The following is a 23204-nucleotide window of genomic DNA, read 5'->3' as shown; positions in this document are numbered from 1 at the left end:
GTCCTCCTTCCGAGGCAGCCGCGCGCCGACGCCCTGCCCGGACTTGCCCGAAGGAAATTCCCGCTCGCTGCGCACGCCGACGTTCTCCTCCACCACCCGCCCTTATGCCGCGACAGCTTGCGGCAGGATCGGCGCGACCGCGTCGAAGCGCGTGCCGGCACGCAGGCAGAACGCCGGCTGCAGCAGGCGCTCGGCGATCACCTCGTTCTTCTCGTTGTCCGTGAGGACAAAGCGGCCGTTCTGCTCAGAGAGCACGGAGACGTCGGCATCCATGCCGACCCTGAGCGCGCCGATTTCCCCGCTGCGGCCGAGCATCTTGGCGGGATTGGAGGTGACCATCGGCACCACCTGCTCGAGCGACAGGCCGAGCGCCATCATCGAGCTCATCGCCTGGACCAGGCTGAACTTGGCCTGCCCTGCGAACGGATGGTTCTCCTCGTCCTCATGCTGGTCCGGCGTTCCCGCCGGCGCAGGCACATGGGTGTTGTAGCCGTGAATGTCGGCGCCGAGCGTGGTCGGAACGATGCCGGCGGCGATTGCCTTCTTTGCCAGCCGATAGGAGAAATGGCTGCCGTGACCGACGTCGACCTTCAGGCCGCGGTCGAGCGCTGCCTGGATCACCGGGTGCACCTCGCCCTCGCGATTGACGAAACCGCCGGGATGGCGCGTGAAGGGATGAGCGAGAATGTCGCCCTCGCGCAAGAGCGGGATCACGCGCGTCAGAATCGTGTCGGCATCCTCGCCATTGGCGCCGCTCTCGGGCAGGCCCCAGAGCTGGCCGAAATGCACGTAGACCGGCAGATCGGCGCGCTTCCCGATCTCCGCCGCCATCTCGATGACGCGGATGCCCCAGCGCGCGAAGCCGCCGATCTCGGCGTGAGCCTTGATGCCGCGCACGAGATCAAGATTGGCGGTCGCCGCCTTGACGGTCGCGTCGATGTCGACGCCGTCGGGGCTGTAGAGCTGCGGATAGAAATGGCCCTCGAGGCCGCCGACGAGATAGGCGGAGAGGAACGCGTAGACACGCGAGGCGGCGGGCTCCGCGATGAAGTGACGGAAACCTGGCAGCGTCATGCAGGACGGACCGCCCTGATCGACCAGCGTCGTCACGCCCGACTGCACACCGACCATGTCGGGATTCATGCCGAAGCGGCCGGAGACATATTGATAGACGTGCGCGTGGGTGTCGATCAGCCCGGGCAGCACCAGCTTGCCGCTGACATCGACGACTTCCTTCGCGCTGGTCGGCAGAATGTCGGAGGCCACCGCGGCAATCTTGCCGTTGCGGATGGCGACGTCCTTGATGCCATCGACGCCGGAAGCCGGACAGATCACGCGACCGCCTCGCAGCAGAAGGTCGAAGCTGGCAGTGACGGACATGACGCTCTCCTCTTCTTGCGAGGGCGACGGCTCTCGTCCCCTCGAATTACGAAGCATGCTTCGCATTTTGACATTACGAAGCATGCTTCGCATTTTGACAAAAGCAAGCATCGTGCCATGATCCCGATGTGGCAGGCGCACTCGAATCGAGCTAAGCGCGGCAGGGTTTCGGCTTGGGAGAGTGTGCATTGCGGCAGGCGAAGACACGTCGCGGCGGAACGAGGCACCGGCCCTGGCCCTTGTCCGAACGGCCCGGCTATCTGATCCGCCGGCTGCACCAGATCCACGTCGCGCTGTTTCAGGAGGCCTGCGGCGAATTCGAGGTCACGCCGCTGCAATACAGTCTGCTTTCGGCGCTGGCGGTGCGTGAAACCGCCGATCAGACCACTTTGGCGGCCGATATCGCCCTCGATCGCACCACGACGACCGGCGCCTTGAAGCGGCTCGCCGCCCGAAACCTGGTCGAGCGCGCGGTGAACAAGGACGATCGCCGGGCCCGGCTGTGCCGACTGACACCGGCCGGAGCCGCGCTGCTGGTCAAGATCGAGGGCGCAGCGCGACAGGCGCATCGTGCGACGCTCGGCGATTTGAGCCAGCGGGAGCAGGCGCTTTTCATCGACATGATGCAGCGCATCGTCGCCGGCCATCCCAGTCGCGACAGCGCTGCTGCCGTATTCGATTAGGAGCCAGTGCTGCGCTTTTGAGTTGGGCTGCTCAATTTATCATCGTACCGCTGCCCGGCCGAGCAACATCGCCCGCCTCTCGCCGGCGCGGCAGACATGCCGAAGCGTACTCACGCGCAACATCGGCCAGCGCTTGAAAACGCAATCGCATCCGGCGCGAGGCGCATGACCTCCGGCATCGACGCCCGCCCGCTCGGCCGCCCCGCAATTCCATGGCACGATTTATGCTGCGATGATGCGAAGCGAGCTTCGTATTGGGGGATGTCATGACTGATTCCGAACTTCGCGCTGATATTCACAGCATCGAGCCGATTCCCGACGCGGACCGGGACTCCACCGGGCCGCAGCAGATGTGGATCTGGGCCGGCGCCAACATCGCGCCGGTGAACTGGGCGCTCGGCGCGCTCGGCATCATCCTCAAGCTCGGCCTGATGGAGACGATCGCGGTCATCGTGCTCGGCAACATCGTGGGCTGCGCGATCTTCGCGACTTTCACCGTGATGGGACACAAGACCGGCGTCAACCAGATGGTGCTGAGCCGGTCCGCCTTCGGCGTCCGCGGCGCCTACCTGCCGAGCATCCTGATGTTCCTGATGACGCTGGGCTGGATCGGCGTCAACACCTACTTCCCGGTGAAGGTCTCGATGGGCATCCTCGGCCAGTTCGGCGTGCCCGACACCTGGCTGGTGGAGATGATCGTCATCACGCTGGTGATGGCGGTGCAGGTGCTGATCGGCGTCTACGGCTTCTACGCGATCCGCACCTTCGAGAAATACACGGTGCCGCCGACTATCGCCATCATGGTGCTGATGAGCGTGCTGGCCTGGACGCGGCCCGGCGTCGTCAATTGGAGCCTGACCACCTCGCTGCCAGCAGGTGCGCATCTTGCGACGCTGACGATGCTCATGACCGCAATCGGCGTCGGCTGGGGCATCTCCTGGGTCACCTGGGCCTCCGACTATTCACGCTTCGTGCCGCGCTCGACGCCGTCGAAAGCCGTGTTCTGGTACAGCTATGTCGGCATGTTCGTGCCGACGGTGTGGCTCGGCATTCTCGGCGCGACCATCGCCTCGACCACGCTGGACACCGACCCCGCCAAGATGGTCAGCGCGGTGTTCGGCGGTCCGGTCAGCATTCTGGTCCTGCTGATGGTGCTGCACGGCCCGATCGCCACCAACATCCTCAACGTCTATTCGGCGGCGCTGGCGGCGCTGAGCGCGGGGCTGAAACTCTCGCGCTTCTGGCTTACCGTCATCGTCGGCGTCGCCGGCTATCTGGTTACGCTCTACTTCATCTTCGCGCCGTCGTTCGCGAAGGCGTTCGACCATTGGATGATCAGCCTGCTGTTGTGGATGAGCCCGTGGGCCGGCGTGGTGCTCGCCGACTTCTTCATCAAGCGCAAGGGCAGGATCGAGGTGGCCGAGCTCTACCGCTCGCCGGAGACCAGCGCCTATGGCGACATCAACTGGGCCGGCATGATCGCATTCTTCGCCGGCCTCGTTTCCGGATGGCTGGTGCAGGACGGCCTCGTCAGCGCGCTGCAGGGACCGATCTCGATCTATCTGCTGGGCGGCGCCGATCTGAGCTGGTTGTTCGGGATCGGCGTGGCGGGCCTGGTCTATCTTGGACTCGGCAAGTTCGCGACCTCACCCTCGTCGGTCGTCGCGAGCAGTGCTGGCAGGTAGCGGCAGGGCACGGATCGCGTTCCGCGATCAGCCCTTCTGGCCAAGCCTCACGATCATGTCGCCGGACCCAAGTCCTCCGGCGACATGAGGGCGCAAGCGCCACAGGCTTTCGCCCTCGACCAGCGGCGGCATGGGGAGCTCGTGGTCGGCGAAATTGGCGGCGATCTGCAAAACGTCGCCCTGCTCCGTGTGCCAGCGCACATCCACGCCGCCCATACGGGGATCCGTGCCGAGCAAGTGTCGCTGCGCCGAAACGAAGCCACGTTTGATCAGCGGCACGATCTTCTCGCGCCGGATCGTCAGTAACTGCGCCGTCAGCGCTCGAAACCTCGCGCCAGCGGCTGATTGGTCGATGCTTGTCCAGTCCAGCTTGGAGGCCAGGAAGGTTCCTTCGTCGCACGGGTCCGGGATGCTGGCGCGCGTTTCGGGAGTTGCGAAAGCCTTGAAATGCGAAAACTCCCTGCGGCGGCCGTCCCGCGTCAATTCGGCGGCTTCGCCCGTCCAGTCCGCAAAGAACAGGAAGGGCGTGTCGGCTGCAGCTTCCTCACCCATGAACAGCATCGGAATATGCGGGCTCAGCAGGACCAGCGCCAGAGCGAGCTCCAGCTTGTCCGGGCCGACCAATCGAGACAACCGCTCCCCGAAGGCGCGGTTGCCGACCTGGTCGTGGTTCTGGGCGAAGAAGATGGTCGCTTCGGGCGGCAGATGCGCGCTCGGCTCGCCGCGCGGCGCCTCGTGCAGGGGAAAAACCTCGCCCTGATAGGCAAAGCCCTCGGTCAGGGATCGCGCCAGATGTTCGAGCGGCTTGTCCGCGAAGGCCCGGTAATAGCCTTCGTCCTCGCCCGTGAGCAGGACGTGGAGCGCGTTGTGAAAATCGTCGCCCCACTGCGCGTCGTAATACCTTGCCCGTCCCTGCGAACGCGCGAGCAGGTGCGCCTGATTGGCCTCGTTCTCCAGCATCAGATGGACGTGCCGGCCCACCAGCTGACTGCGCACGGTCTCGGCGAGCTCGATCAGGAAATGCCGCTCGGAATCGTCCTTCAGCGCGTGGACGGCATCGAACCGCAGCCCGTCGAAGCCATAATCGCGCAGCCACATCAGGGCATTCTCGATCAGGAACCCGCGCACGAATGCGCCGTCGTGACCTTCGAGGTTGACCGGGGGCCCCCAGCCCGTGGTGTGGCGCGGGTTGAAGAAGTTTTCGGCATAGAGGTGCAGATAGTTCAGCTGCGGCCCGAAATGGTTATAGACGACGTCGAGATAGACCATGATGTCCAGGGCATGTGCGGCCTGCAGCAGCCGCTTGAGATCCTCCGGCCGGCCATAGCGGGCATTCGGCGCGTTCAGGAGCACGCCGTCATAGCCCCAATTGTGCCGGCCGGGGATGTCGTTGAGCGGCATCAGCTCGATGGCGGTGATGCCGAGATCGCGCAGATAAGGCAGCCTCTTCTCGACGCCGGCATAGGTGCCCTCCTCGCTGAAGGTGCCGACATGCAGCTCGTAGATCACGGCCTCCGCCCAGGGACGGCCCGGATAGAGAACCGGGTCCCTCAGCGCGGCCGTATCGATCACCTCGCTGGGCGCACCGACGTCGTCCGGCTGGAAGAACGAGGCGGGATCGGGAACGAGGAGGTCTTCGTTGATCCTGAAATGATAGCGCGTGCCGGCGCGCGCGGTTGGGCTCAGCAGCTGATACCAGCCGTCGTCATCGCGCGGCATCCTGCGGGACGGCTGGCCGACTTGGAGCAGTTCGACCGATCGGGCCGTGGGCGCCCAAAGGTTGAACGAGACCCCATGATCGACGATCTGAGGGCCGTGGCGCCGGCTCTGCTCGGCCGTTCCCAGTGTTTGCCTCAAGCCCGTCCCCTTTCGCCTGCATGCCCTGCGCCTCGGCATGCTTCATCATCGCTTGCACGCGTCGGGTCGACAAAGCGGAGCCGTGAGCGTTCGTTCCTCGGTGACTGCGACGCCGGACATTTGCAGCATGCAGGGAACGGAATCGCTGGCGCAACGGTTACCGTTCCAGACAGGAGCCGCCGCCATGCGCCGCCCGAGACCGCAGACCATCCGTAACAAGCTCGACGTGACCGACCGCGCCCAGGTGCGCCTGCTCAAGAAGCGCCTCGGACTATCGGACGCAGAGCTCACGGCGATCGTCGGGCGGATCGGCAATTCGATCCCGGCCATCAGCAAGGAGGCAGCTCTGCAAAGGGCCAAGGTGCTGACCAAGCCGGTCGCTGTGCCTGCCGCCGCGTTGATCACTTCGGCCAGCGCCGGCGAGCCGGTCACGACCGAGGTCGCGGCAACCGTGACGACGTCCTGACGGGCTATTGGGGGGGAGATGGATCAAGCAGCACAGTCGGACGATGCCCTGACGCGGGCGGCCTCGAGCCTGCGCCGCACCCGGATCACCGAGGGCAGACCATTCCCACTCGGCGCCACCTGGGATGGGCTCGGCGTCAATTTTGCGCTGTTTTCGGCCCACGCCACCAAGGTTGAGCTCTGCCTGTTCGACGACGCCGGTCAAACCGAACTCGAGCGCATCGAGCTTCCCGAATATACCGACGAAGTCTGGCACGGCTATCTGCCCTCCGCCCGCCCCGGTACCGTCTACGGCTACCGCGTCCATGGCCCTTACGAACCCGACGCCGGCCACCGCTTCAATCCCAACAAGCTCGTGCTCGATCCCTACGCCAGGCAGCTGGTCGGCCAGCTCCGCTGGGGACCGGAGCTGTTCGGCTATCGGCTCGATCATGCCGACAAGGATCTCTCCTACGACGAACGCGACAGCGCGCCGTTGATGCAGAAGTGCCGCGTGATCGATCCCGCCTTCACCTGGGGCGCATCGCGCAAGCCCGAAGTGCCTTGGGAGCGGACGATCGTCTACGAGATGCACGTCAAGGGGTTTACCCAGTTGCATCCGCTGGTGCCGGAAGCGGACCGCGGCACGTTCTCGGGCCTGGCACATTCGGAAGTGCCGGCCTATTTGCGCTCGCTCGGCATCACCAGCGCCGAGTTGCTGCCGATCCATGCCTTCGTCGACGACAGCTATCTGGTCGAGAAGGGCCTGCGCAACTACTGGGGCTACAATTCCATCGCCTTCTTCGCGCCTGATCCGCGTTACCTCAAGACGCTGTCCGCGAACGAATTCAAGGCCATGGTCAACCAGTTTCACGCCCATGGCATCGAGATCATTCTCGACGTCGTCTACAATCACACCGCGGAAGGCAACGAGCTCGGCCCGACGCTGTCGTTCAAGGGCATCGACAACGCCAGCTACTACCGCCTGCTGCCGGACAAGAAGCGTTACTACATCAACGACACCGGCACCGGGAACACCGTCAATCTTTCGCATCAGCGCGTGCTTCAGCTAGTCGCCGATTCCCTGCGCTACTGGGCGACCGAGATGCGGGTCGACGGCTTCCGCTTCGACCTCGCCACCATCCTTGCGCGCGAACCCTATGGCTTCGACGAGGGCGGCGGCTTCCTCGACGCCTGCCGCCAGGACCCCGTGCTCTCCAGCGTCAAGCTGATCGCAGAGCCCTGGGACATCGGCCCTGGTGGCTACCAGGTCGGTCAGTTTCCGCCTGGTTGGGCCGAGTGGAACGACAAGTTCAGGGACACGGTGCGCGCCTTCTGGAAGGGCGACCCGGGCACGCTGGCCGACTTTGCCAAGCGCGTATCGGGATCCGGCGACCTCTTCAACAAGCGCGGACGCAGGCCGTGGGCCAGCGTCAACTTCGTCACAGCCCACGACGGCTTCAATCTCAACGATCTCGTCTCGTACAACGACAAGCACAACGAGGCGAATGGCGAGGACAATCGCGACGGTCACGGCAACAACCATTCCTGGAACTGCGGCGCCGAGGGGCCGACCGACGACCCGGAGATCACCGCCTTGCGCGAGCGCCAGAAGCGGAATCTGCTGGCGACGATGCTGGTGTCCCACGGCACGCCGATGCTGCTCGCGGGCGACGAGTTCGGACACACCCAGAACGGCAACAACAACGCCTACGCCCAGGACAACGAGACCACTTGGCTCGACTGGATGGGCATCACCGCGAACGGCCGCAGCCTTCGCGAATTCGCCCGCAAGCTGATTGCGACCCGCAAGGCTTTTCCGATCCTCTACCGCAGCCGCTTCCTGGTCGGCTCGCACAACGAGGAGCTCGACGTCAAGGACGTGACCTGGCTGTCGCCGGCCGGCGAGGAGATGACGACGGAGCAGTGGCATGATGGCAATGCCAAATGCTTCGGGATGCTGCTCGACGGCCGCGCACAGGAGACCGGGATCAAGCGGCGTGGCTCGGATGCGACCATGCTGCTGGTCTACAACGCGCATCATGACGTCGTGAACTTTACCCTGCCGGAGGTCACCGATGGGCGCAGCTGGCTGGGCCTGGTCGACACCAATCGACCCGACGCGCCCATGGCCGAGTTCGAGTTCGGGCACGCGTATGCGGTGACCGGGCGATCCCTGCTGATGTTGGGCCTTGCCAACGATAACATCGCGACGCGCCGCCTGCGGCAGGGTCTCGGCGCCCTGCTGGACATCGCCGACACACCTCTGCCGGGCTAGACTATCCACGGTGCAGACGACATACATCACTTGCGGATAGGCAAATCCGGGAACGTCGCCGGTCGTCGCCCTGGCCGCGATCCGGACCGAGCGGCGTCGCAGAGGTTAGTGGCTCGCCTCAATGGCGAGCATGCGCGCTGTGGGCGCGCCATTGGAACACCGCATCACGAGCCGCGTTCAATGTCGAAATTGGAGATTCAAGATGAAGTATCGATTGCTCACGGCAACCGCCGCTCTCGCGATCATGGGCAGCTTCGCCTCCTCGACCGCCGTAGTGGCACAAGATCGCTACTGCCTCCAGGGCCGGATCTGGGGCTATCCGGGCAACTGCCAGTTCGCCAGTTACGCTCAGTGCATGGCAACCGCATCGGGAACGAACGCCTATTGCGGCATCAATCCCCGCTACGCCTATGCGCGCCGTTACCGAGGATATCGGTGATCAGCCTGACTTCCAGGCTAGCAAGCGGAGGTAATTTTGCCTGATCGTGGCGCCGGGCCGGGCGGCGAAATGGCAGCAGTGCTTCCGCTGACCGCTGTCGTCTTCTCCGGCGGTCTCATCCGCTAGCATCCCTTGCAGATGCTCTTGATCCTTCGATCGGCCTCGGAATTCTTCGAGCTCTCTGATCGGATCTGGTCGTCGCCCGGCAAGGAGGGACCAGGGGTGACCGTGCCGTCGATACGTCCTATGTTGGTGCCTCCCGCCGGATTGCCCGGCCGTCCCACGGTGATCGATCCCCGCGGGAAGGGTTCATCGCCGGATTGCCCGGTTCCAGCGGCATTGGTTCCGGGAGGCGACGAGGTGCTGCTGCCTCCAGCCGCCGTACCGCCTGCGCTTCCTCCCGCACCGGCGCCACTTCCCTGTCCGGATGCGGGTCCGACGGACGCGGTCGCCAGCGCAGCGACCAGCACGAGACCCGGCATGCGCATCGAACGTCTCTCATCGCATCTGTTCTGTCGAAGCATCATCGATCCTGCTGATAGCCCTGGTTGGTCGTGTTCTGCCTGATGTTGCCGTGACGTCCCTGGGTGTCGAAATTCTCGCGGTCCGGTACTCGTTCCTCCGCCTCGGTCGCCGGATCCGAACCAGGTCCCTTATTGCTCCGCTGCTCTTCGGGGACGGGAGGCATTCTTGACATTTCTCGCTCCTCTGTCGGTTTTCGTAGCCTTGACATGGAAAAATGAGTAGACGCTGCGGTCGTTCCCGCGCCGATTGCCGCAGCGCGAGCGCATACAAGGGCCACGGGGAACGAGCTGCGGTTCCCGGGTTGGTCAGCAGACCGAGGCGCCTCCATACATCATCGTGATACATCATCGTGCGAGCTCGTTAGGGGCACACATGCCGAAGGCCACTGAAGACGATCCACGAGAGACACCGCTTGACGATCCGCGCCAGCAGACGGACATGTCTACTCACCGGCAAACGAACGAACCCTGGCGAGGCAATCCAGAGAAGCACCAGACTGAACCGAAACGGCCACGCGTGGATCTGGAGCGCTGGCACAAATCCGACGCGCACCAAAGCCTGATGCGATTAAGACAAAGCTTCATCGCGCTCTAGGTTATTGTTTGAGCATGATCCTTTCGGAAAAGCGCTGCACACTTTTCCGGATCATCTGTAGGCAACAGCCGGAATTATGGCAGCGCCTCTGTTTCTCGCCGTCAACCCCTGTCGGAATCATGAATGACAGGCGGGAACGGGCCGCTCCCATCGAACTTGAGCGTTGCCAGTGCAATCGGCAGCTTGAAGCGTGGCCTCCCGCAATTCCGGGTTCAGGTCGAGCACGTCTTCGGCGGTCTCGATCCGCACGCGGCGCGAATGGCCTGAAACCACGACGTCGATGCCGAGCCCAACTGGAACCGATCGCTGTGAAGTGGCTCACATGCGGCCGGACAATCCGGATGTATTTGTCGAAGCCGGGTGGAGATGGCAGACGGAGATGCGCATGAAACCCCTCATGCTCTCGCTCATTGCAGCCATGCTTCTCGCCGGTGCGGCCAGCAACGTGTTCAGGTCGCATGCAGTGATCCATTTCGGTCAGCACGGCATGGCATCCATTCAAGACATGCAGACAGGCCAGGCGAACAAGCTGCCCGAGCAGGAGCTGCAGGACCGCTCCGTCTTGTTTGCGAAAGAGCCGGCTCGGTAGGCCGGAGCGTCCGCGCCGGCGCTTCGCCCTATTCGGCCGCGGCCGTTGCGGGTCGCGGTCGTCCGTCGTTCGGTCCGGTTCGCGCCTTCTGCTCGTCGAGCCAGAGGCTATGGTGCTCGCGAGCCCAGTTGACGTCGACTTCGCCCGAGCCCATGGCCTCGAACGCGCCTTCCATTCCGATGGTGCCAATATAGATGTGCCCGATCATCGCCGCGACGAACAGGACCGCGACGATGGCGTGGACGATCTGGGCCATCTGCATGCCTTCGATCCCCGTACCGTAGAACGGGAACATCAGCGCATAGCCTGACGCTGCAACGAGACCGCCCCCGATCACGACGATCCAGTAGATCATCTTCTGGCCGCCGTTGAACCGATAGGCCGGCGGATGGTCATGCCCGATCAGGCCGCCACCCCGCTTGGCCCATTCGATATCCACCTTGCTGGGAATGTTGCCGCCGATCCACATCAGGAAGATCAGCACGACTCCCAGCGTGAACGGGAAACTCAGATAATTGTGGGCGTATTTGGCCCATTGCGACCATTCGGAAAAGGCCTCGAAACCGATCAGCGGCAAAAGCAGCTGCCGGCCAAAGCTGACGTTGAGGCCGGAGATCGCCAGGATGATGAAGCAGGTTGCCGTCATCCAGTGCACGAAACGTTCGAAACCGTTGAAGCGCACGATGGTGCGGCCCGAGCGGCCGCTCTCCAGCCGAACCATGCCGCGGGTGAGATAGAAGATCATGATCAGGGCGATCATGCCGATGATGGCAACGCCGCCGATCCAGGGCAGCGTCACCATGCGGAATTCCCGCCACTCGCGTCCCTGCGGCTGCTCGAGAACGCCGGAGCGCTGATCGGGAATGCTGACGCGGCCCTGGATCCGGTTGAGCTCCTGCAAAAGCTGCTGCTCCTTGACCGCGCTCGCGGTCGGGTTGACCTGCTGAGCACTCGCGGGCACCGCCGTCACCAAAAGAAGCAGCGTCCAGGCGCCGAACGCCAGACGAATGAACCTTGCAAACGACGCCATCACGTCCTCCCCGGTCTTGCGCGCCCGTCGGCTGCCCACGTCAGGACTCGATCGTCTCGCGATATGCGGTCTTCCAGCCCCATGCGCCCGAGCCATAGCCGCGCTTCGTGACGCGCTCCTTGTAGATCTGGGCGATGATCTCGCCGTCGCCCGCAAGCAACGACTTGGTCGAGCACATTTCGGCACACAGCGGCAGCTTGCCTTCGGCCAGCCGGTTCGCACCGTATTTCTCGTATTCCTCCTTGCTGCCGTCGGCCTCCGGGCCGCCGGCGCAATAGGTGCATTTGTCCATCTTGCCGCGTGAGCCGAAGTTCCCGACTTTCGGGTATTGCGGCGCGCCGAACGGGCAGGCGTAGAAGCAATAGCCGCAACCGATGCAGAGGTCCTTGGAGTGCAGCACCACGGCATCGGCCGTGGTGTAGAAGCAGTTCACCGGGCAAACGGCCGCACAGGGCGCGTCCGTGCAATGCATGCAGGCCATCGAGATCGAGCGCTCGCCCGGCTTGCCGTCGTTGATGGTGACGACGCGGCGCCGGTTGATGCCCCAGGGCACCTCGTGCTCGTTCTTGCAGGCGGTGACGCAAGCGTTGCACTCGATGCAGCGATCGGCGTCGCAGAGAAATTTCATCCGAGCCATGTGCGTGCTCCTCTCAGGCTGCGACGATCTGACAAAGCGTGACCTTCGGCTCCTGCATGCCCGTCGCAGGATCGTAGCCGTAGCTCGTGATCGTGTTGGCGCTCTCGCCCAGCACGATCGGATCGGTGCCGGCGGGATAATTCTTGCGCAGGTCGGCACCCCCGAGCCAGCCGCCGAAATGGAACGGCATCCAGGCGACGCCCTTGCCGACGCGTTCGGTCACCAGCGCCTTCATCCTGGCACGTGAATTGTTCTCGGCACCGCTCACCCAGACCCAGCCGCCGTCCTTGATGCCGCGATCGGCGGCATCAGCCGGGCTGATCTCGATGAACATGTCCTGCTGCAATTCGGCGAGCCATGGATTGGTGCGGGTTTCCTCGCCGCCGCCTTCGTATTCGACGAGACGTCCCGAGGAAAGGATCAGCGGAAACTGCTTCGCGATCCCCTTTTCCACCGCCGCCTTCTGCACCGAGAAGCCGATATTGGGCAGGCGGAACTGCTTGGCGTCGGGCAGGGTCGGATATTTCTCGACGAGATCGACGCGCGGCGTGTAGATCGGTTCGCGGTGCACCGGGATCGGATCCGGCAGGCCGAACGCATTCATGCGTGCCTTGCCGTTGCCGAAGGGCACGCAACCGTGCTTCAGCGCGACGCGCTGGATGCCGCCGGAAAGGTCGACAGCCCAGGACACCGCATCCGGATTGGCCGGGTTGACCCTCTGGATCGTCGCCATCTCGGCCTCGGTGAGATCCTGGTCCCAGCCCAGTTTCTTCAGGCTTGCCAGCGTGAATTCGGGATAGCCGTCCTCGATCTCCGATCCCCTGGAGAAGGATTTGTCGGCGAGCAGGCTCACCTTCCGCGTCGTGCCGTCCGGCAGCTTTTCCTCGCGTTCGATGCCGAAGCGCGGGCGGAACGCGCCGCCGCCGTCCATCACGTGCAGATTGTTGTTGTAGAGCAGCGGCGAGCCGGGATGCTTCACCTCGGGCGAGCCCCAGCACGGCCAGGGCAGGCCGTAATAGTCGCCGCCGACCTCCGGATCGTCCTTGGGCGCACGCAGCGTCACCAGGTCGAACTTGTGCTGGTTCTTCATGTGCGCCTTGATGCGCTCCGGCGACTGCCCGCAATAACCGGTCGACCAGCTTCCGCGGTTGATCTCGCGCAGCACGTCCTCGGCGACCGGAAGATTGTTCTCGACCTTGATGTTCTTGAACATCTTGTCGGCGAAGCCGAACTTTTTCGCCAGCAAATAGATGATCTCGAGGTCGTCCTTGGATTCGAAGATCGGCTTGACGATCTGCTCGCCCCACTGCATCGAGCGATTGGAGGCGACGCGCGATCCCGTGCATTCGAACTGCGTGGCCACGGGCAGGATATAGACGCCATCCTTGCGTCCCGCCTCGACCGCCAGGGACGCCCAGGTGGTCGGGTGCGGATCGGCGATCACCAACAGCTCCAGCGCCTTCAGGCCCTTCAGCGACTCCGGTATGCGCGTGATGCTGTTGCTGGCGTGGCCCTGCACGAATACGGCCTTGACGTTGTCCTTCTGCGCGACGTCGGCCTTCGGCAACAGCGCGGCATCGAACCACCGCGTCAGCGGGATGCCTGGCGTCTCCATCAGCTTCTTCTCGTCGAAGCGGGAGACGAGATAGTCGTAGTCGACCTCCCAGACCCGGGACCAATGCTTCCAGGCGCCTTCCGCAAGGCCGTAATAGAACGGCAACGTCACGATATCGAGACCGACGTCGGTCGCGCCCTGCACGTTGTCATGGCCGCGCAGGATGTTGGCGCCGGCGCCGGCCTTGCCGACGTTGCCCGTCATCAGCAGCGCGATGCAGCTCGCCCGCACGTTGGCGGTGCCGACCGTGTGCTGGGTCTGGCCCATGCACCAGATGATGGTCGCGGGCTTGACGGTCGCGAACATCTTGGCGACGCGCTCGAGCTGCGCGGCGGGCACACCGGTGACGCGCTCGACCTCCTGCGGATTCCACTTCTCGACCTCCTTGCGCAAATCGTCGAAGCCGTAGACGCGCTGGGCGATGAATTCCTTGTCCTCCCAGCCGTTCTTCAGGATGTGCCACATCATGCCGTAGAGCACGGGAATGTCGGTGCCGGGACGGATCCGGACATATTCGGTGGCATGCGCCGCGGTACGGGTCAGGCGCGGATCGAAGACGATGAAGTTCGCCTTGTTGAGCTCCTTGGATTCCAGCAGATGCTGCATGCTGACGGGATGCGCTTCCGCGGCGTTGCTGCCGATGAACAGCATCGTCTTGGAGTTGCGCATGTCGTTGATGCTGTTCGTCATCGCGCCATAGCCCCAGGTGTTGGCGACGCCGGTGACGGTGGTGGAGTGGCAGATCCGCGCCTGGTGATCGGTGTTGTTGGTGCCCCAGAACGCACCGAGCTTGCGGAACAGGTAGGCTCCTTCGTTGGTCATCTTGGCCGAGCCGAGCCAGTAGACGGAATCGCTGCCCGACTTCTCGCGAACCTGGAGCAGCTTGTCGCCAATCTCGCTCACGGCCGTGTCCCACGACACACGCGTCCACTGCCCGTTCACCAGCTTCATCGGATAGCGCAGGCGGCGATCGCTGTGCACGAGCTCGCGCACCGAAGCGCCCTTGGCGCAATGCGAGCCGCGGTTGATCGGCGAATCCCAGCTCGGCTCCTGTCCGATCCAGACTCCGTTGAGCACTTCCGCCGTCACGGTGCAGCCGACTGCACAATGCGTGCAAATGCTCTTCTTGGCGATGGCGCCGGCCGCAAGCGGGCCGGCAGCGGCCGCTTCCGCCTTGCGCACGCTGACGACCGGCATGGCCCCGAGCGCTGCGAGAGCGCCGCCGGCCAGTCCCGACTTGCGCAGGAAGGTGCGGCGATCAAGGCCCCCGGCCTGGCCCGCAAGGGATTCGGCCACGGAGCCTCGGCGATCGGAACGCTGATGTGTTCGCTTGATAAGCACGGCAGCCTCCCTCTCAGGCCGGATAACGATTGACGCGGTAGAACGTCTTCACGTGTTCGGATTCCTTGTAGCGCGCCTTGCGCTTCTCATCGTTGCTCTCGCTGTCCGCCTGCGCGGACCCGACCAGCGGTGTCGCCAGCGTCGCGCCGACACCGGCCGTGCCCAAGCCGACCCTGCGAAGGAAATCGCGGCGTCCGACCTTTGCTTTCGTCTCGTCACTCATCGCAGCTCTCCCGGACCAAGGCGCCTCGGTCAGTTGGCGAATGTGAATGCTTCCGTTTCGATTTCGATGAAGGTGCGGCCGAGCGCGCCGACCGCGCGATAGAAACGGGCGTCCCCGGCGCTCTCGATGTCGGCGAACAGCCGCCCCATCCAGGGCGACACATGTTTTTCGAAGAAGGCGCGCTGCGCCTCGGGCGAGGCAGCGAAACGGCCGTCGGCAAGGCCAGACATGATCTCGCACAGGATGGCGGCGTGATCCTCGGGTTCGGAATTGTCGGCTACCCGCGCGATACCGAGCGTCGCAAGGTCGCCGCGCAGGCGCGACAAGGGCCGTTCGTTGAGGAAGCCGGTGAGATAATAGGAGGCATAGGGCAGCAGTTCGCCGCGGCCGAGCCCGACGAACAGATCGAAATACTCGCGCTCGACTTTCGCTGCGACGGCGCTCGAGGCCGCATCGGCCAGCGCCGTATGCGCGTGCCCGAGGGGCGTCGCGTCACCGGTCAATGCCGCAAGCTGCTCGAGCAATCGTTTCGATGGCGGCGCGGACAGCAACGTTGCGAGCAGCGCATATTCCTGCGCGCGCGCCGCATCGACGGGATCGACAAGTTCGGCGGAACTGGCCTGTTCGCCGTAGAGATCTGGCCGCAGATCATTCCGGGAAACGCCGGTGGCGGTTTCGACTGCAACCACCCGTTGTGCGGGCACGCGGATCCAATTCGATACGGAGGGCTGGCTGATGCCTATTTTGCGCGCAAGCTGAGCGATGCCGCCCGCGGCATCGATCGCGCGATCAAGCCCGTCATCACGCACGTGGACCTCCCATCCGAGTCCCGTCTGCTGATTATCGCTTTTGTTACAAAGCAGTAGGTAGCGTAATCCGGGCCCCAGCAACGGTCAACGCCTGCCATAGCCTGTGCCTATAGCCTTTGGTCGTGCTTCTCAGCGAGGCAGTGCACCACCATGGGTACGGGGCTTGATGGGCTCAGCAGAATTGGCAGAGCTGTCAGCCACTGTCGGTTGCGCTGCAACAGGAATTGCCGGACGCTCCGCCTCGTCCGGCGCCTCGACGACATTGGAAACCACTGTCACATCGGCTCGATGCAAGTCCGGCGAAGGATCCGCTGACTCGATCGCCGTCTCGGCGAGCGACTGGGCCGCCTCGCGCACTCCGCCGACAATGCGGTCGACCAGTGCGGCCAGCTCCTCCGACGAGCAATCCAGCGGGCCAAAACCCGGCATCGCGGTCGGGTCGTTGAAGTCCCATGCATTCTCCGCAAGCCCGACGAAGTCGCGAATGGCGGGATCGGTCGTCCAGGCGCGGCGAAGAGCCGCACGGCTCAGCTCCCGAGGAATCCCTTTGCCGAGAAACGCCGTGATGTCGGTGGCCGCAGTGATCTCGTCGATCGACGGCAGGCTCGACAAATCGAACTCAGTCTCTTCCGCCGTCGTCTCGGCCGGCGGCGCGGGCTGCGCCGCAGCAGGCTTCGCCGGCTCCGTCTGCGATTCGCGTTTGCGGCGCGACCAACGCGCAAGGAACTCCTCCTCGCTCATTCCTGTCCGCCTTCATGCTCACGCCGTGCCAGCGCCTCCGGGTCGGCGCGGCGCCGCTTGCGCTTGACGAATTCCCGCTCGACATGGTGTTCGGCCACGAAGCTTTCAATCGCTTCGCGTAGCGCCTCCGGCATCGGCACAGCCTCGACGAGATTGTCGGCGGCTTCAGTAAAGCCTTCGCCCTCGGCGGGATCGGCGGTCACCGCGGTGACGGCATAGGGCCAGGCGCCGTCCGAGGGCGACAGCACAGTCCAGATGCTCGGACTGCCGGAGGCGAGATTGTCGCGATAGCGCGCCGTCTCGGACGGATAGAGATCGACGGTCGCGCTTCCGGCATAAAACAAGGTCGTGCCGTCCTGCACGCGAAGCACCGTCCACGGCTGTGTCATCACCGGCTTGTCCGGCAGGACGGCAATTCCGCGCCAGATGAAATCGACCCACGGCGAGTCGGCCTTGCGCCGTTCGACCACGACGCCGACTGCAATCGAGAGGGTGGGCAACGCAGCAGGGCTCATGTCGCCATCTCCGGGTGCTTCACCGGCAGCCCGGTCAGCAGATTCTGTGGCTTCATCCGAAGCTTCTGGTCCGCCGTCGTCGACAGGATCAGGTAGACCGGTTCACCCCCGACATCGTCAAGAGCGCTGCCTGAATCCGCAAACGTCAGGCGGAACAGCGCGAGCACACGGTCGGCCTCGCGTTCGCCGAGGTCTTCGCCGTGCCACAGCCGGTCGCCGAGCCTCGTGGCGTCGGCATCGAGCCCGACATACCAGGTGAGCCTTGCCTCGTGCAGCGCGCGCAGCGGCTCGATCACGACGTCGATGCCGAGCAGATGGGAGACCCAGCGCGTCATCGCCTGCGCCAGCGCAATTGGCCCGCGGCCGCCGGCCGTCAGGTCGAGCGCCATGTCGAACTGGTCGCTGCGCTGCCAATAGGCATCGACATTCTCCTCGCTCAGCATCTCGACCACGGCATCGGTGGTGGCGCCCAGCATCGACATCAGAGAGAGCACCGGCGTCGGGCTCCGGCCGCCGACGACCTCCTCGTCTCCGAGCAACAGGGCCTGCTCATGCGGCAGGATGCGCTGGGTCCGGAAGAACAATTCGGCCGCGCGCAGCACGAACGGGTCGTCGCAGCCATCGAGCGCGTTCCGCAGGATGACGTGAACGAGCTGGTTGACGAACAGCGGCGGCAGATCGTTCCGGCCTGAACGCACCGAGGCGAGATAGGCGGCCTCGAGCGTCGGATGCCGCAGCAAGAGATCGCGAAACGCCAGCACGAACTGCCAATTCTCCCGCGCATCCGTATCGACCATCCCGGCGATTTCGCCGGCGCTGACCGCCTGGCGCGGGTCGGCGAGCAATTCGCGGTGCAGCCGGCGTTCGACCGGGCACGCATCGTCCGGCGGCATCAGTTCGGGACGGGCAAAATAGGCCTTGAGGAACTCGTCCGTGACACGGAGCCCACCGCCCTCGTCGCGATCGAGCAGGTGATGACCACAGGCGATCCAGAAATCGTTCATCGGACGGTCGGCTCCCGCCCCAGATCCGCAATCCTGAGATCGCCGTCAGGCTGGACCTCGTCCTCGATTTCCATGAACGAGAATGCCTTGCTATGCCCCTGCCCTTCCCGGAGTTGCAGCCGGCGGAAGGACTCGCGGACCTCGCCATCGCTCGACGTGCGGTGCACTGCAATGAGAGAGCTGATCGGATGGCTGCAGAGCGACTGCGCGAAAGCGACCTCCTCTTCCGCAGCCGTCTTCGCCGCCGCCATGTCCGGCGCACCGAAGCGATCGACGAGTTGCCTGGCAAGGAGATCGACCAGGCTGCGACGATCGTCTTCGGTTGCCGGAACGATCTGTGCCAGCGTCGACCAGCCCCAGGACTGCACCCCGAGGAAACCGCCGCGAAACGCCGCGCGCGCCTTGCCCTCGAGCCTGGCAGCGTCGTGATCCCAGAAGCGGAAAGCGCCTGAGACGGCCCATTCGCCCGGTTCCGCCGCCACCTCGAACACGAAGGTGTCGGAGGGATCGAGCGCGATGGTGCGCAGGAGTTTCACAGGCGCGGTCCTCCGAGGGCCGGATCGAGCCAGGACGGCGTCGCGAGCGCCTGTACGAGATCGCTCCGCTGGACCCGATCCGTCCCGATGCGACGCGTCAGAACATCGCCGCGATCGTCAATGCGTTGAACCATCTGTCTTTCACGCGGCATCCGAGCGAGATAGTCGCGCGCGACGCTGTCAAAGCCGTCGACCCGCCAGCCATCCAGCGCCAGCATCAGGTGCCGGGCAAAGCTCTCCATGATCTGCGCCGCGCCGGCCTCGCCAAAGCCTTCCTGGTCGAGCGCCGAGGCCAGCGGGTGGACGCCCGGATCGTCATCGTTCATGGCAACCGTCCTTATCATGGCGCCGAAGACCAGCCACGGCGGCGGCGCGTCCTCGTCAGCTCCGGTAAGCCAACCCAACCGTCCGCCGCCGACCAGGCCCCCGTCGATCCTGACCGCGTCCGGCCAATTGATCGTGATTGGCTTGCTCGGCGGCGCATAGGCGCTAAGGGCATCGGTGAGAGCGACCATGCCGGCGTAAAAGGCGCGCCGCGCGCTGCGCAACGGCTCGGCCGGCTCCAGCACCACGGCGAACTCTGCGAGGTCGAAGCGCCCGACATAGACCAGCGTGCCGGCACCGGCCTCCAGTGCGATGCGGCATGCATGGGCAAAGGCATCTCCGCTCTCGCGCAATCGCACCAACGTGAACGGCGGCGGCAAGTGAATAGGTTCCGCCAGGGAAACATGGTTGACTGGGGTCGACGACAGGCCGTCCTCCGCTTTCCTTTTCTTCCCGATGGATAATGTCTATACGAGGCGAAGGGCCGGCGCGAGTCCGTCGTCGGCGTCCGAATGGCGGAGGGGTTAACCTGGAGCAGCCGTCGAAGACCGTCCTGATCTGCTCGTGCGAAGACACGATGTCCCTCGACGTGGCTGCGATCCGGCGCGGATGCCCGAACAGCGAGGTCAAGAGCTTTCGCCACCTCTGCGGTGCGGAGCTCGACCACTTCCGCAAGCTTGCCGCGGCAGACGGCGTGTTGACGGTCGCCTGCACGCAGCAGGCGGCGCAATTTTCGGACGAGGCTGGCGAACGGGCTGATGCGATCAGTTTCGTCAACATCCGCGAAACGGCCGGCTGGTCCCGCGACGGCGCGCGCGCCGGTGCGAAAATGGCCGCCCTGCTCGCATCCGCCGCCATCCCGGCCCCGGACTATCCGCTCGTCACCCTGTCGAGCGAGGGCGTGATCCTGATCTACGGGCGCGTTGAGGCCGCGATCGAGGCCGGCCGCCTGCTTGCCGATCACCTCGACGTCACGGTGATGCTGAAGCGGCTCGACGACACGGTGTTGCCAACTGCAACGGTCTTTCCGGTCGTGAAGGGCACGATCCGCTCCGCGACGGGACATTTCGGCGCGTTCGAGCTTGCGATCGACGACTATGCGCATCCCCGTCCCTCCTCGCGCGATCGTTTCGTGCTGGACCCGCCGCGAAGCGGAGTCACCTCGCGCTGCGATGTCATCCTCGATCTTTCCGGCGATCTGCCGCTGTTTCCCGCTCACGACCTGCGCGACGGCTATCTGCGCGCCGACACGAAAGATCCCGCCGCAGTGCTCCGCGCCGTGCTGACCGCGCGCGATCTCGTCGGCAGCTTCGACAAGCCGAAATATGTCGACGTCGCGCCCGCGCTTTGCGCCCATTCGCGCTCGAAGCGCACCGGCTGCCATCGCTGCCTCGATCTCTGCCCGACCGGGGCGATCACCCCCGTCGGCGATCATGTCGCAATCGATCCGAACATCTGCGCGGGCTGCGGCCAATGCGCGGCTGCCTGCCCCACCAGTGCGGTATCCTACACGCTGCCTCCAGCCGATGCGCAGCTCCAGAAAATCCGCGCCATGCTGCTCGCCTATCGCGAGGCCGGTGGCGCGAATGCGGTGCTGCTCTTTCACGACAGCCCGCACGGCACGCCTCTGATCGACGCCCTCGCGCGGCATGGCGACGGCCTGCCGGCGAACGTGCTTCCCTTTGCCGTCAACGAGCTCACGCAGCTGGGGCTGGAAGCGATTGTCGGCGCCTTTGCCTATGGCGTATCGGCTGTGCGCTTCCTGCTCCGTGCCAAGCCGCGCCACGATGTAACCGGACTGTCGCAGACGATCGCGATGGCCGAAGCGATCCTCGGCGGCCTTGGATTTGCGGGCCGTCGCCTCGCCACCATCGAGACGGACGACCCCGACGCGCTGGGCGAGCATTTGACTGACATCGGCACGCTCACCGCGGTCGCGACGCCCGCGAACTTCAGGACCGTCGGCAAGCGGCGCGACCTCTTGCGGTTCGCCCTGAGCGAGCTGCATCGGCTGGCGCCGCAGCCGGTCGACGTGATCGCGCTGCCACAGGGTGCGCCGGTGGGCGCGATCACCGTCGACACCGATGGCTGCACGCTGTGCCTCTCCTGCGTCTCGGCCTGCCCGACCGGCGCGCTGCGGGACGATCCCGAGCGGCCCGTGCTGAAATTCATCGAGGATGCCTGCGTGCAGTGCGGCCTGTGCGAGAGCACCTGTCCGGAAAAGGTCATCAGCCTCAAGCCGCAGATCGATTTCCGCGCGGCGCGCGCTCCCGCAACGATCATCAAGGAAGAGGAGCCCGCACTCTGCGTCCGCTGCGGCACGGCCTTCGGCGTCAAGAGCACGATCGACCGCATCGCAGCCAAGCTCGAGGGCCGGCACTGGATGTATCCGGCCGGCGACCGTCGGATCGAGGCACTCAGGATGTGCGCGGACTGCCGCGTCATCGTCATGAGCGAGCAGCAATTCGATCCGTTCAAAGGCGTCCCGGAACGAACGCCGCCGCGGACGACGGATGACTATCTGCGCCAGCGTGAGCGCAAGGATTAGCGCATGTACTCATAGATGTCGGCTCACCAACGTAAAGCGGAAGTCACCCACCTTGAGCGTGATCTGCGGCTTGTGACCCGAAGCCGACATTCGTCCCATGCAGGTTGGCGAAGTGTTAGGTAAAGACACTGTAGCGTTCGCCTCGTGACCTTAAGCCTTGGTCGTCCTGTGCCAAAATCGATTAGCAGTTTTGCTATTGTCTTGTCGGTGGTTGCGGCAGTTCCGGCCGGACTGATCGCGGTGCTTTGGATCTGGTTTTCTTACGAGACGGCTAAAGTTGATCGGTTCTACCTCGACAATCGCTTGTTTGGTGCAATGCGCGAGAGCGAGAAGCAAAGCACGAACGACTCCGCTTCCGCACGTGACGCATTGCTGAAGATGACACCTCTAGGCACGGGTAGAGACACAGTCATCGCATTTCTTCGCAACGAAGGGCTGGGTTGTCGAGCTAAGCCCGAGCCAATCATCACGAACACCGAACTACAAAGGCGCTTACTTGGAGGTCAGGCAGCCATCGACAGCCTGACAAAGAAGGAATGGTTCGATTGTCAGGCAATGACCCCTAACGTCATGGGCTATAAGCAATGGATCGTAAGCTTGGAATTTGACGCCGAGAGGCTTCTGAGTGATGCACGCGTCGCTATCTGGAACATATTTTTGTAGTAGCCAATCGATCCTGCTCCGATCTTTTCCCACTTCCGCTTGTGGCCCGATGGCGAAGTTCGGCTTGGCCCAGATATGGTCACCGATCGGGGGCACACCGGAAGTGATAGGGCGCCGTTCAAACCGGTGCTCTTGACCCAAAGCAGACACCAAGGTCATTCGATTCATCGTTGAACAACCATCTATTAAAACTCTGTGGGCTCGTAGTGGATGGCGCTAAACGCTCAGCACTTATCCTGCCTTTCAATGGCGGATGAGAGCAATGTATAGGCGGCTTTGGATTATCTTGTTGCTGATGATCGGGATGACCTTGTCCGCGGGGTATGTCGGCCTCATCTTTCTGCCGTCCCTGTTGTATGTGTGGCTGGTCGCCGCATTGGCGTTCGCCTCGCCTGTAGTTGTTGTCGCGCCTGTATTGGTTGGGGCGCAAATCGCATGGCCAGCGACTTGCGTTGCGCTTCCGGTAGCTGCGATGGTCATTCGGCCCGCAAGAGCGTGGGCGCCCGCCCTCCTTTCGGTCATTGGTGCAGGATCAGGGTTGATCTCTGCAAAATTATCAGGGCGCACAGTGGGCTACGGGACGACGGAAGATTTGCTTTGGGCCTGCGTCTTTTCAGGCGCCTTGCTGGGAGCTCTATTTGGGTACGTAATGTGGAGGCTCGATCGGCTAAGCCCGATCGAAGTTGAGGCGGGGGGAAGCTTGCAGACGACAATAAGAGCAAACTGGCTAAATATAGCTCTGCC

The 23204-nt window shown here is 64.1% G+C and carries 22 protein-coding genes; 9 read left to right on the top strand and 13 right to left on the bottom strand.

The window, feature by feature from the left end:
• Positions 1-102: 102 nt before the first annotated feature.
• Positions 103-1380 carry an amidohydrolase/deacetylase family metallohydrolase gene (locus EDE08_RS18195; protein WP_131869994.1) on the bottom strand — a complete coding sequence of 426 codons (1278 nt, stop codon included), beginning with the start codon at positions 1378-1380 and terminating at the stop codon, positions 103-105.
• A gap of 239 nt (positions 1381-1619) precedes the next feature.
• Between EDE08_RS18195 and EDE08_RS18190 the strand changes: the two genes are divergently transcribed.
• Together EDE08_RS18190 and EDE08_RS18185 are read left to right on the top strand one after the other, a co-directional pair.
• Entirely contained in the window at positions 1620-2063 is a 444-nt protein-coding gene (locus EDE08_RS18190) for a MarR family winged helix-turn-helix transcriptional regulator (RefSeq protein WP_165936008.1), read from the top strand.
• A 266-nt stretch (positions 2064-2329) separates the two neighbouring features.
• Positions 2330-3748 (top strand): cytosine permease, encoded by a 1419-nt coding sequence (locus EDE08_RS18185; RefSeq protein WP_165936007.1) that lies wholly within the window; start codon positions 2330-2332, stop codon positions 3746-3748.
• Between the two features lie 27 nt (positions 3749-3775).
• On the opposite strand, the gene treZ is transcribed toward EDE08_RS18185, so the two are convergent.
• The gene (gene treZ, locus EDE08_RS18180) at positions 3776-5605 is read right to left on the bottom strand and encodes a malto-oligosyltrehalose trehalohydrolase (RefSeq protein ID WP_245524815.1); all 1830 of its coding nucleotides are present in this window, start codon (positions 5603-5605) and stop codon (positions 3776-3778) included.
• A 184-nt stretch (positions 5606-5789) separates the two neighbouring features.
• Here treZ and EDE08_RS18175 point away from each other — a divergent pair, with 184 nt between their 5' ends.
• From EDE08_RS18175 to EDE08_RS18165, 3 genes are all read left to right on the top strand, one after another.
• Positions 5790-6071 (top strand): DUF3606 domain-containing protein, encoded by a 282-nt coding sequence (locus EDE08_RS18175; protein WP_061882051.1) that lies wholly within the window; start codon positions 5790-5792, stop codon positions 6069-6071.
• 18 nt (positions 6072-6089) lie between these two features.
• A complete protein-coding gene (glgX, locus tag EDE08_RS18170; RefSeq protein WP_131869996.1) occupies positions 6090-8327 on the top strand; it encodes a glycogen debranching protein GlgX in 2238 nt (745 codons plus the stop codon).
• A 202-nt stretch (positions 8328-8529) separates the two neighbouring features.
• Positions 8530-8766: a DUF3551 domain-containing protein gene (locus tag EDE08_RS18165; protein ID WP_131869997.1), complete on the top strand. Its 237-nt coding sequence runs from the start codon at positions 8530-8532 to the stop codon at positions 8764-8766.
• Positions 8767-9289: 523 nt separating this feature from the next.
• On the opposite strand, the gene EDE08_RS38485 is transcribed toward EDE08_RS18165, so the two are convergent.
• Positions 9290-9463, bottom strand: a complete 174-nt coding sequence (locus EDE08_RS38485; RefSeq protein WP_165936006.1) for a hypothetical protein — start codon at positions 9461-9463, stop codon at positions 9290-9292.
• Between the two features lie 200 nt (positions 9464-9663).
• On the opposite strand from EDE08_RS38485, the gene EDE08_RS18160 reads away from it, so the two are divergent.
• Entirely contained in the window at positions 9664-9885 is a 222-nt protein-coding gene (locus EDE08_RS18160; protein ID WP_131869998.1) for a hypothetical protein, read from the top strand.
• Between the two features lie 322 nt (positions 9886-10207).
• Positions 10208-10474 (top strand): hypothetical protein, encoded by a 267-nt coding sequence (locus tag EDE08_RS18155; RefSeq protein WP_245524814.1) that lies wholly within the window; start codon positions 10208-10210, stop codon positions 10472-10474.
• A gap of 28 nt (positions 10475-10502) precedes the next feature.
• Here the strand turns inward: EDE08_RS18155 and EDE08_RS18150 are convergent, their stop codons facing one another.
• From EDE08_RS18150 to EDE08_RS18100, 10 genes are all read right to left on the bottom strand, one after another.
• Entirely contained in the window at positions 10503-11504 is a 1002-nt protein-coding gene (locus tag EDE08_RS18150) for a formate dehydrogenase subunit gamma (protein WP_131869999.1), read from the bottom strand.
• A 40-nt stretch (positions 11505-11544) separates the two neighbouring features.
• Positions 11545-12141, bottom strand: a complete 597-nt coding sequence (gene fdh3B, locus EDE08_RS18145; RefSeq protein WP_131870000.1) for a formate dehydrogenase FDH3 subunit beta — start codon at positions 12139-12141, stop codon at positions 11545-11547.
• Positions 12142-12154: 13 nt separating this feature from the next.
• Complete coding sequence (locus EDE08_RS38480) at positions 12155-15097, bottom strand: formate dehydrogenase subunit alpha (RefSeq protein WP_165936005.1); 2943 nt, start codon at positions 15095-15097, stop codon at positions 12155-12157.
• Positions 15098-15110: 13 nt separating this feature from the next.
• On the bottom strand, positions 15111-15320 hold the full coding sequence (locus tag EDE08_RS18130) for a twin-arginine translocation signal domain-containing protein (RefSeq protein ID WP_061882044.1): 210 nt from the start codon (positions 15318-15320) through the stop codon (positions 15111-15113).
• Positions 15321-15349: 29 nt separating this feature from the next.
• The gene (locus tag EDE08_RS18125; RefSeq protein WP_131870248.1) at positions 15350-16129 is read right to left on the bottom strand and encodes a molecular chaperone TorD family protein; all 780 of its coding nucleotides are present in this window, start codon (positions 16127-16129) and stop codon (positions 15350-15352) included.
• 129 nt (positions 16130-16258) lie between these two features.
• The gene (locus EDE08_RS18120; RefSeq protein ID WP_131870002.1) at positions 16259-16870 is read right to left on the bottom strand and encodes a DUF3306 domain-containing protein; all 612 of its coding nucleotides are present in this window, start codon (positions 16868-16870) and stop codon (positions 16259-16261) included.
• A complete protein-coding gene (locus EDE08_RS18115) occupies positions 16867-17385 on the bottom strand; it encodes a DUF3305 domain-containing protein (RefSeq protein ID WP_131870003.1) in 519 nt (172 codons plus the stop codon). The genes EDE08_RS18120 and EDE08_RS18115 overlap by 4 nt, the downstream gene beginning before the upstream one ends.
• Complete coding sequence (locus EDE08_RS18110) at positions 17382-18389, bottom strand: DUF6352 family protein (RefSeq protein ID WP_131870004.1); 1008 nt, start codon at positions 18387-18389, stop codon at positions 17382-17384. The genes EDE08_RS18115 and EDE08_RS18110 overlap by 4 nt, the downstream gene beginning before the upstream one ends.
• Positions 18386-18925 carry a DUF6505 family protein gene (locus tag EDE08_RS18105; protein WP_131870005.1) on the bottom strand — a complete coding sequence of 180 codons (540 nt, stop codon included), beginning with the start codon at positions 18923-18925 and terminating at the stop codon, positions 18386-18388. The genes EDE08_RS18110 and EDE08_RS18105 overlap by 4 nt, the downstream gene beginning before the upstream one ends.
• On the bottom strand, positions 18922-19629 hold the full coding sequence (locus EDE08_RS18100) for a biotin/lipoate--protein ligase family protein (protein WP_131870006.1): 708 nt from the start codon (positions 19627-19629) through the stop codon (positions 18922-18924). Before EDE08_RS18100 ends, EDE08_RS18105 begins: the two co-directional genes overlap by 4 nt.
• A gap of 197 nt (positions 19630-19826) precedes the next feature.
• Between EDE08_RS18100 and EDE08_RS18095 the strand changes: the two genes are divergently transcribed.
• Both EDE08_RS18095 and EDE08_RS18090 read left to right on the top strand, forming a co-directional pair.
• Positions 19827-21797, top strand: coding sequence for a 4Fe-4S binding protein (locus EDE08_RS18095; protein WP_131870007.1), 1971 nt, complete (start codon positions 19827-19829; stop codon positions 21795-21797).
• A 144-nt stretch (positions 21798-21941) separates the two neighbouring features.
• The gene (locus tag EDE08_RS18090) at positions 21942-22460 is read left to right on the top strand and encodes a hypothetical protein (protein ID WP_131870008.1); all 519 of its coding nucleotides are present in this window, start codon (positions 21942-21944) and stop codon (positions 22458-22460) included.
• Positions 22461-23204: the final 744 nt, after the last annotated feature.

The organism is Bradyrhizobium sp. R2.2-H (assembly GCF_004346455.1).
GTDB classification, from domain to species: domain Bacteria; phylum Pseudomonadota; class Alphaproteobacteria; order Rhizobiales; family Xanthobacteraceae; genus Bradyrhizobium; species Bradyrhizobium diversitatis.
Note: the sequence above shows the minus strand (reverse complement) of the source record. Positions and strands in the feature narration are given on the sequence as shown.

Coding starts and splice junctions, on each gene's coding strand:
- EDE08_RS18195 (WP_131869994.1), bottom strand. CDS start 1,380: ATGTCCGTCACTGCCAGCTTCGACCTTCTGCTGCGAGGCGGTCGCGTG.
- EDE08_RS18185 (WP_165936007.1), top strand. CDS start 2,330: ATGACTGATTCCGAACTTCGCGCTGATATTCACAGCATCGAGCCGATT.
- EDE08_RS18175 (WP_061882051.1), top strand. CDS start 5,790: ATGCGCCGCCCGAGACCGCAGACCATCCGTAACAAGCTCGACGTGACC.
- glgX (WP_131869996.1), top strand. CDS start 6,090: ATGGATCAAGCAGCACAGTCGGACGATGCCCTGACGCGGGCGGCCTCG.
- EDE08_RS18165 (WP_131869997.1), top strand. CDS start 8,530: ATGAAGTATCGATTGCTCACGGCAACCGCCGCTCTCGCGATCATGGGC.
- EDE08_RS38485 (WP_165936006.1), bottom strand. CDS start 9,463: ATGTCAAGAATGCCTCCCGTCCCCGAAGAGCAGCGGAGCAATAAGGGA.
- EDE08_RS18160 (WP_131869998.1), top strand. CDS start 9,664: ATGCCGAAGGCCACTGAAGACGATCCACGAGAGACACCGCTTGACGAT.
- EDE08_RS18155 (WP_245524814.1), top strand. CDS start 10,208: ATGCGGCCGGACAATCCGGATGTATTTGTCGAAGCCGGGTGGAGATGG.
- EDE08_RS18150 (WP_131869999.1), bottom strand. CDS start 11,504: ATGGCGTCGTTTGCAAGGTTCATTCGTCTGGCGTTCGGCGCCTGGACG.
- fdh3B (WP_131870000.1), bottom strand. CDS start 12,141: ATGGCTCGGATGAAATTTCTCTGCGACGCCGATCGCTGCATCGAGTGC.
- EDE08_RS18130 (WP_061882044.1), bottom strand. CDS start 15,320: ATGAGTGACGAGACGAAAGCAAAGGTCGGACGCCGCGATTTCCTTCGC.
- EDE08_RS18120 (WP_131870002.1), bottom strand. CDS start 16,870: ATGAGCGAGGAGGAGTTCCTTGCGCGTTGGTCGCGCCGCAAACGCGAA.
- EDE08_RS18115 (WP_131870003.1), bottom strand. CDS start 17,385: ATGAGCCCTGCTGCGTTGCCCACCCTCTCGATTGCAGTCGGCGTCGTG.
- EDE08_RS18110 (WP_131870004.1), bottom strand. CDS start 18,389: ATGAACGATTTCTGGATCGCCTGTGGTCATCACCTGCTCGATCGCGAC.
- EDE08_RS18095 (WP_131870007.1), top strand. CDS start 19,827: ATGTCCCTCGACGTGGCTGCGATCCGGCGCGGATGCCCGAACAGCGAG.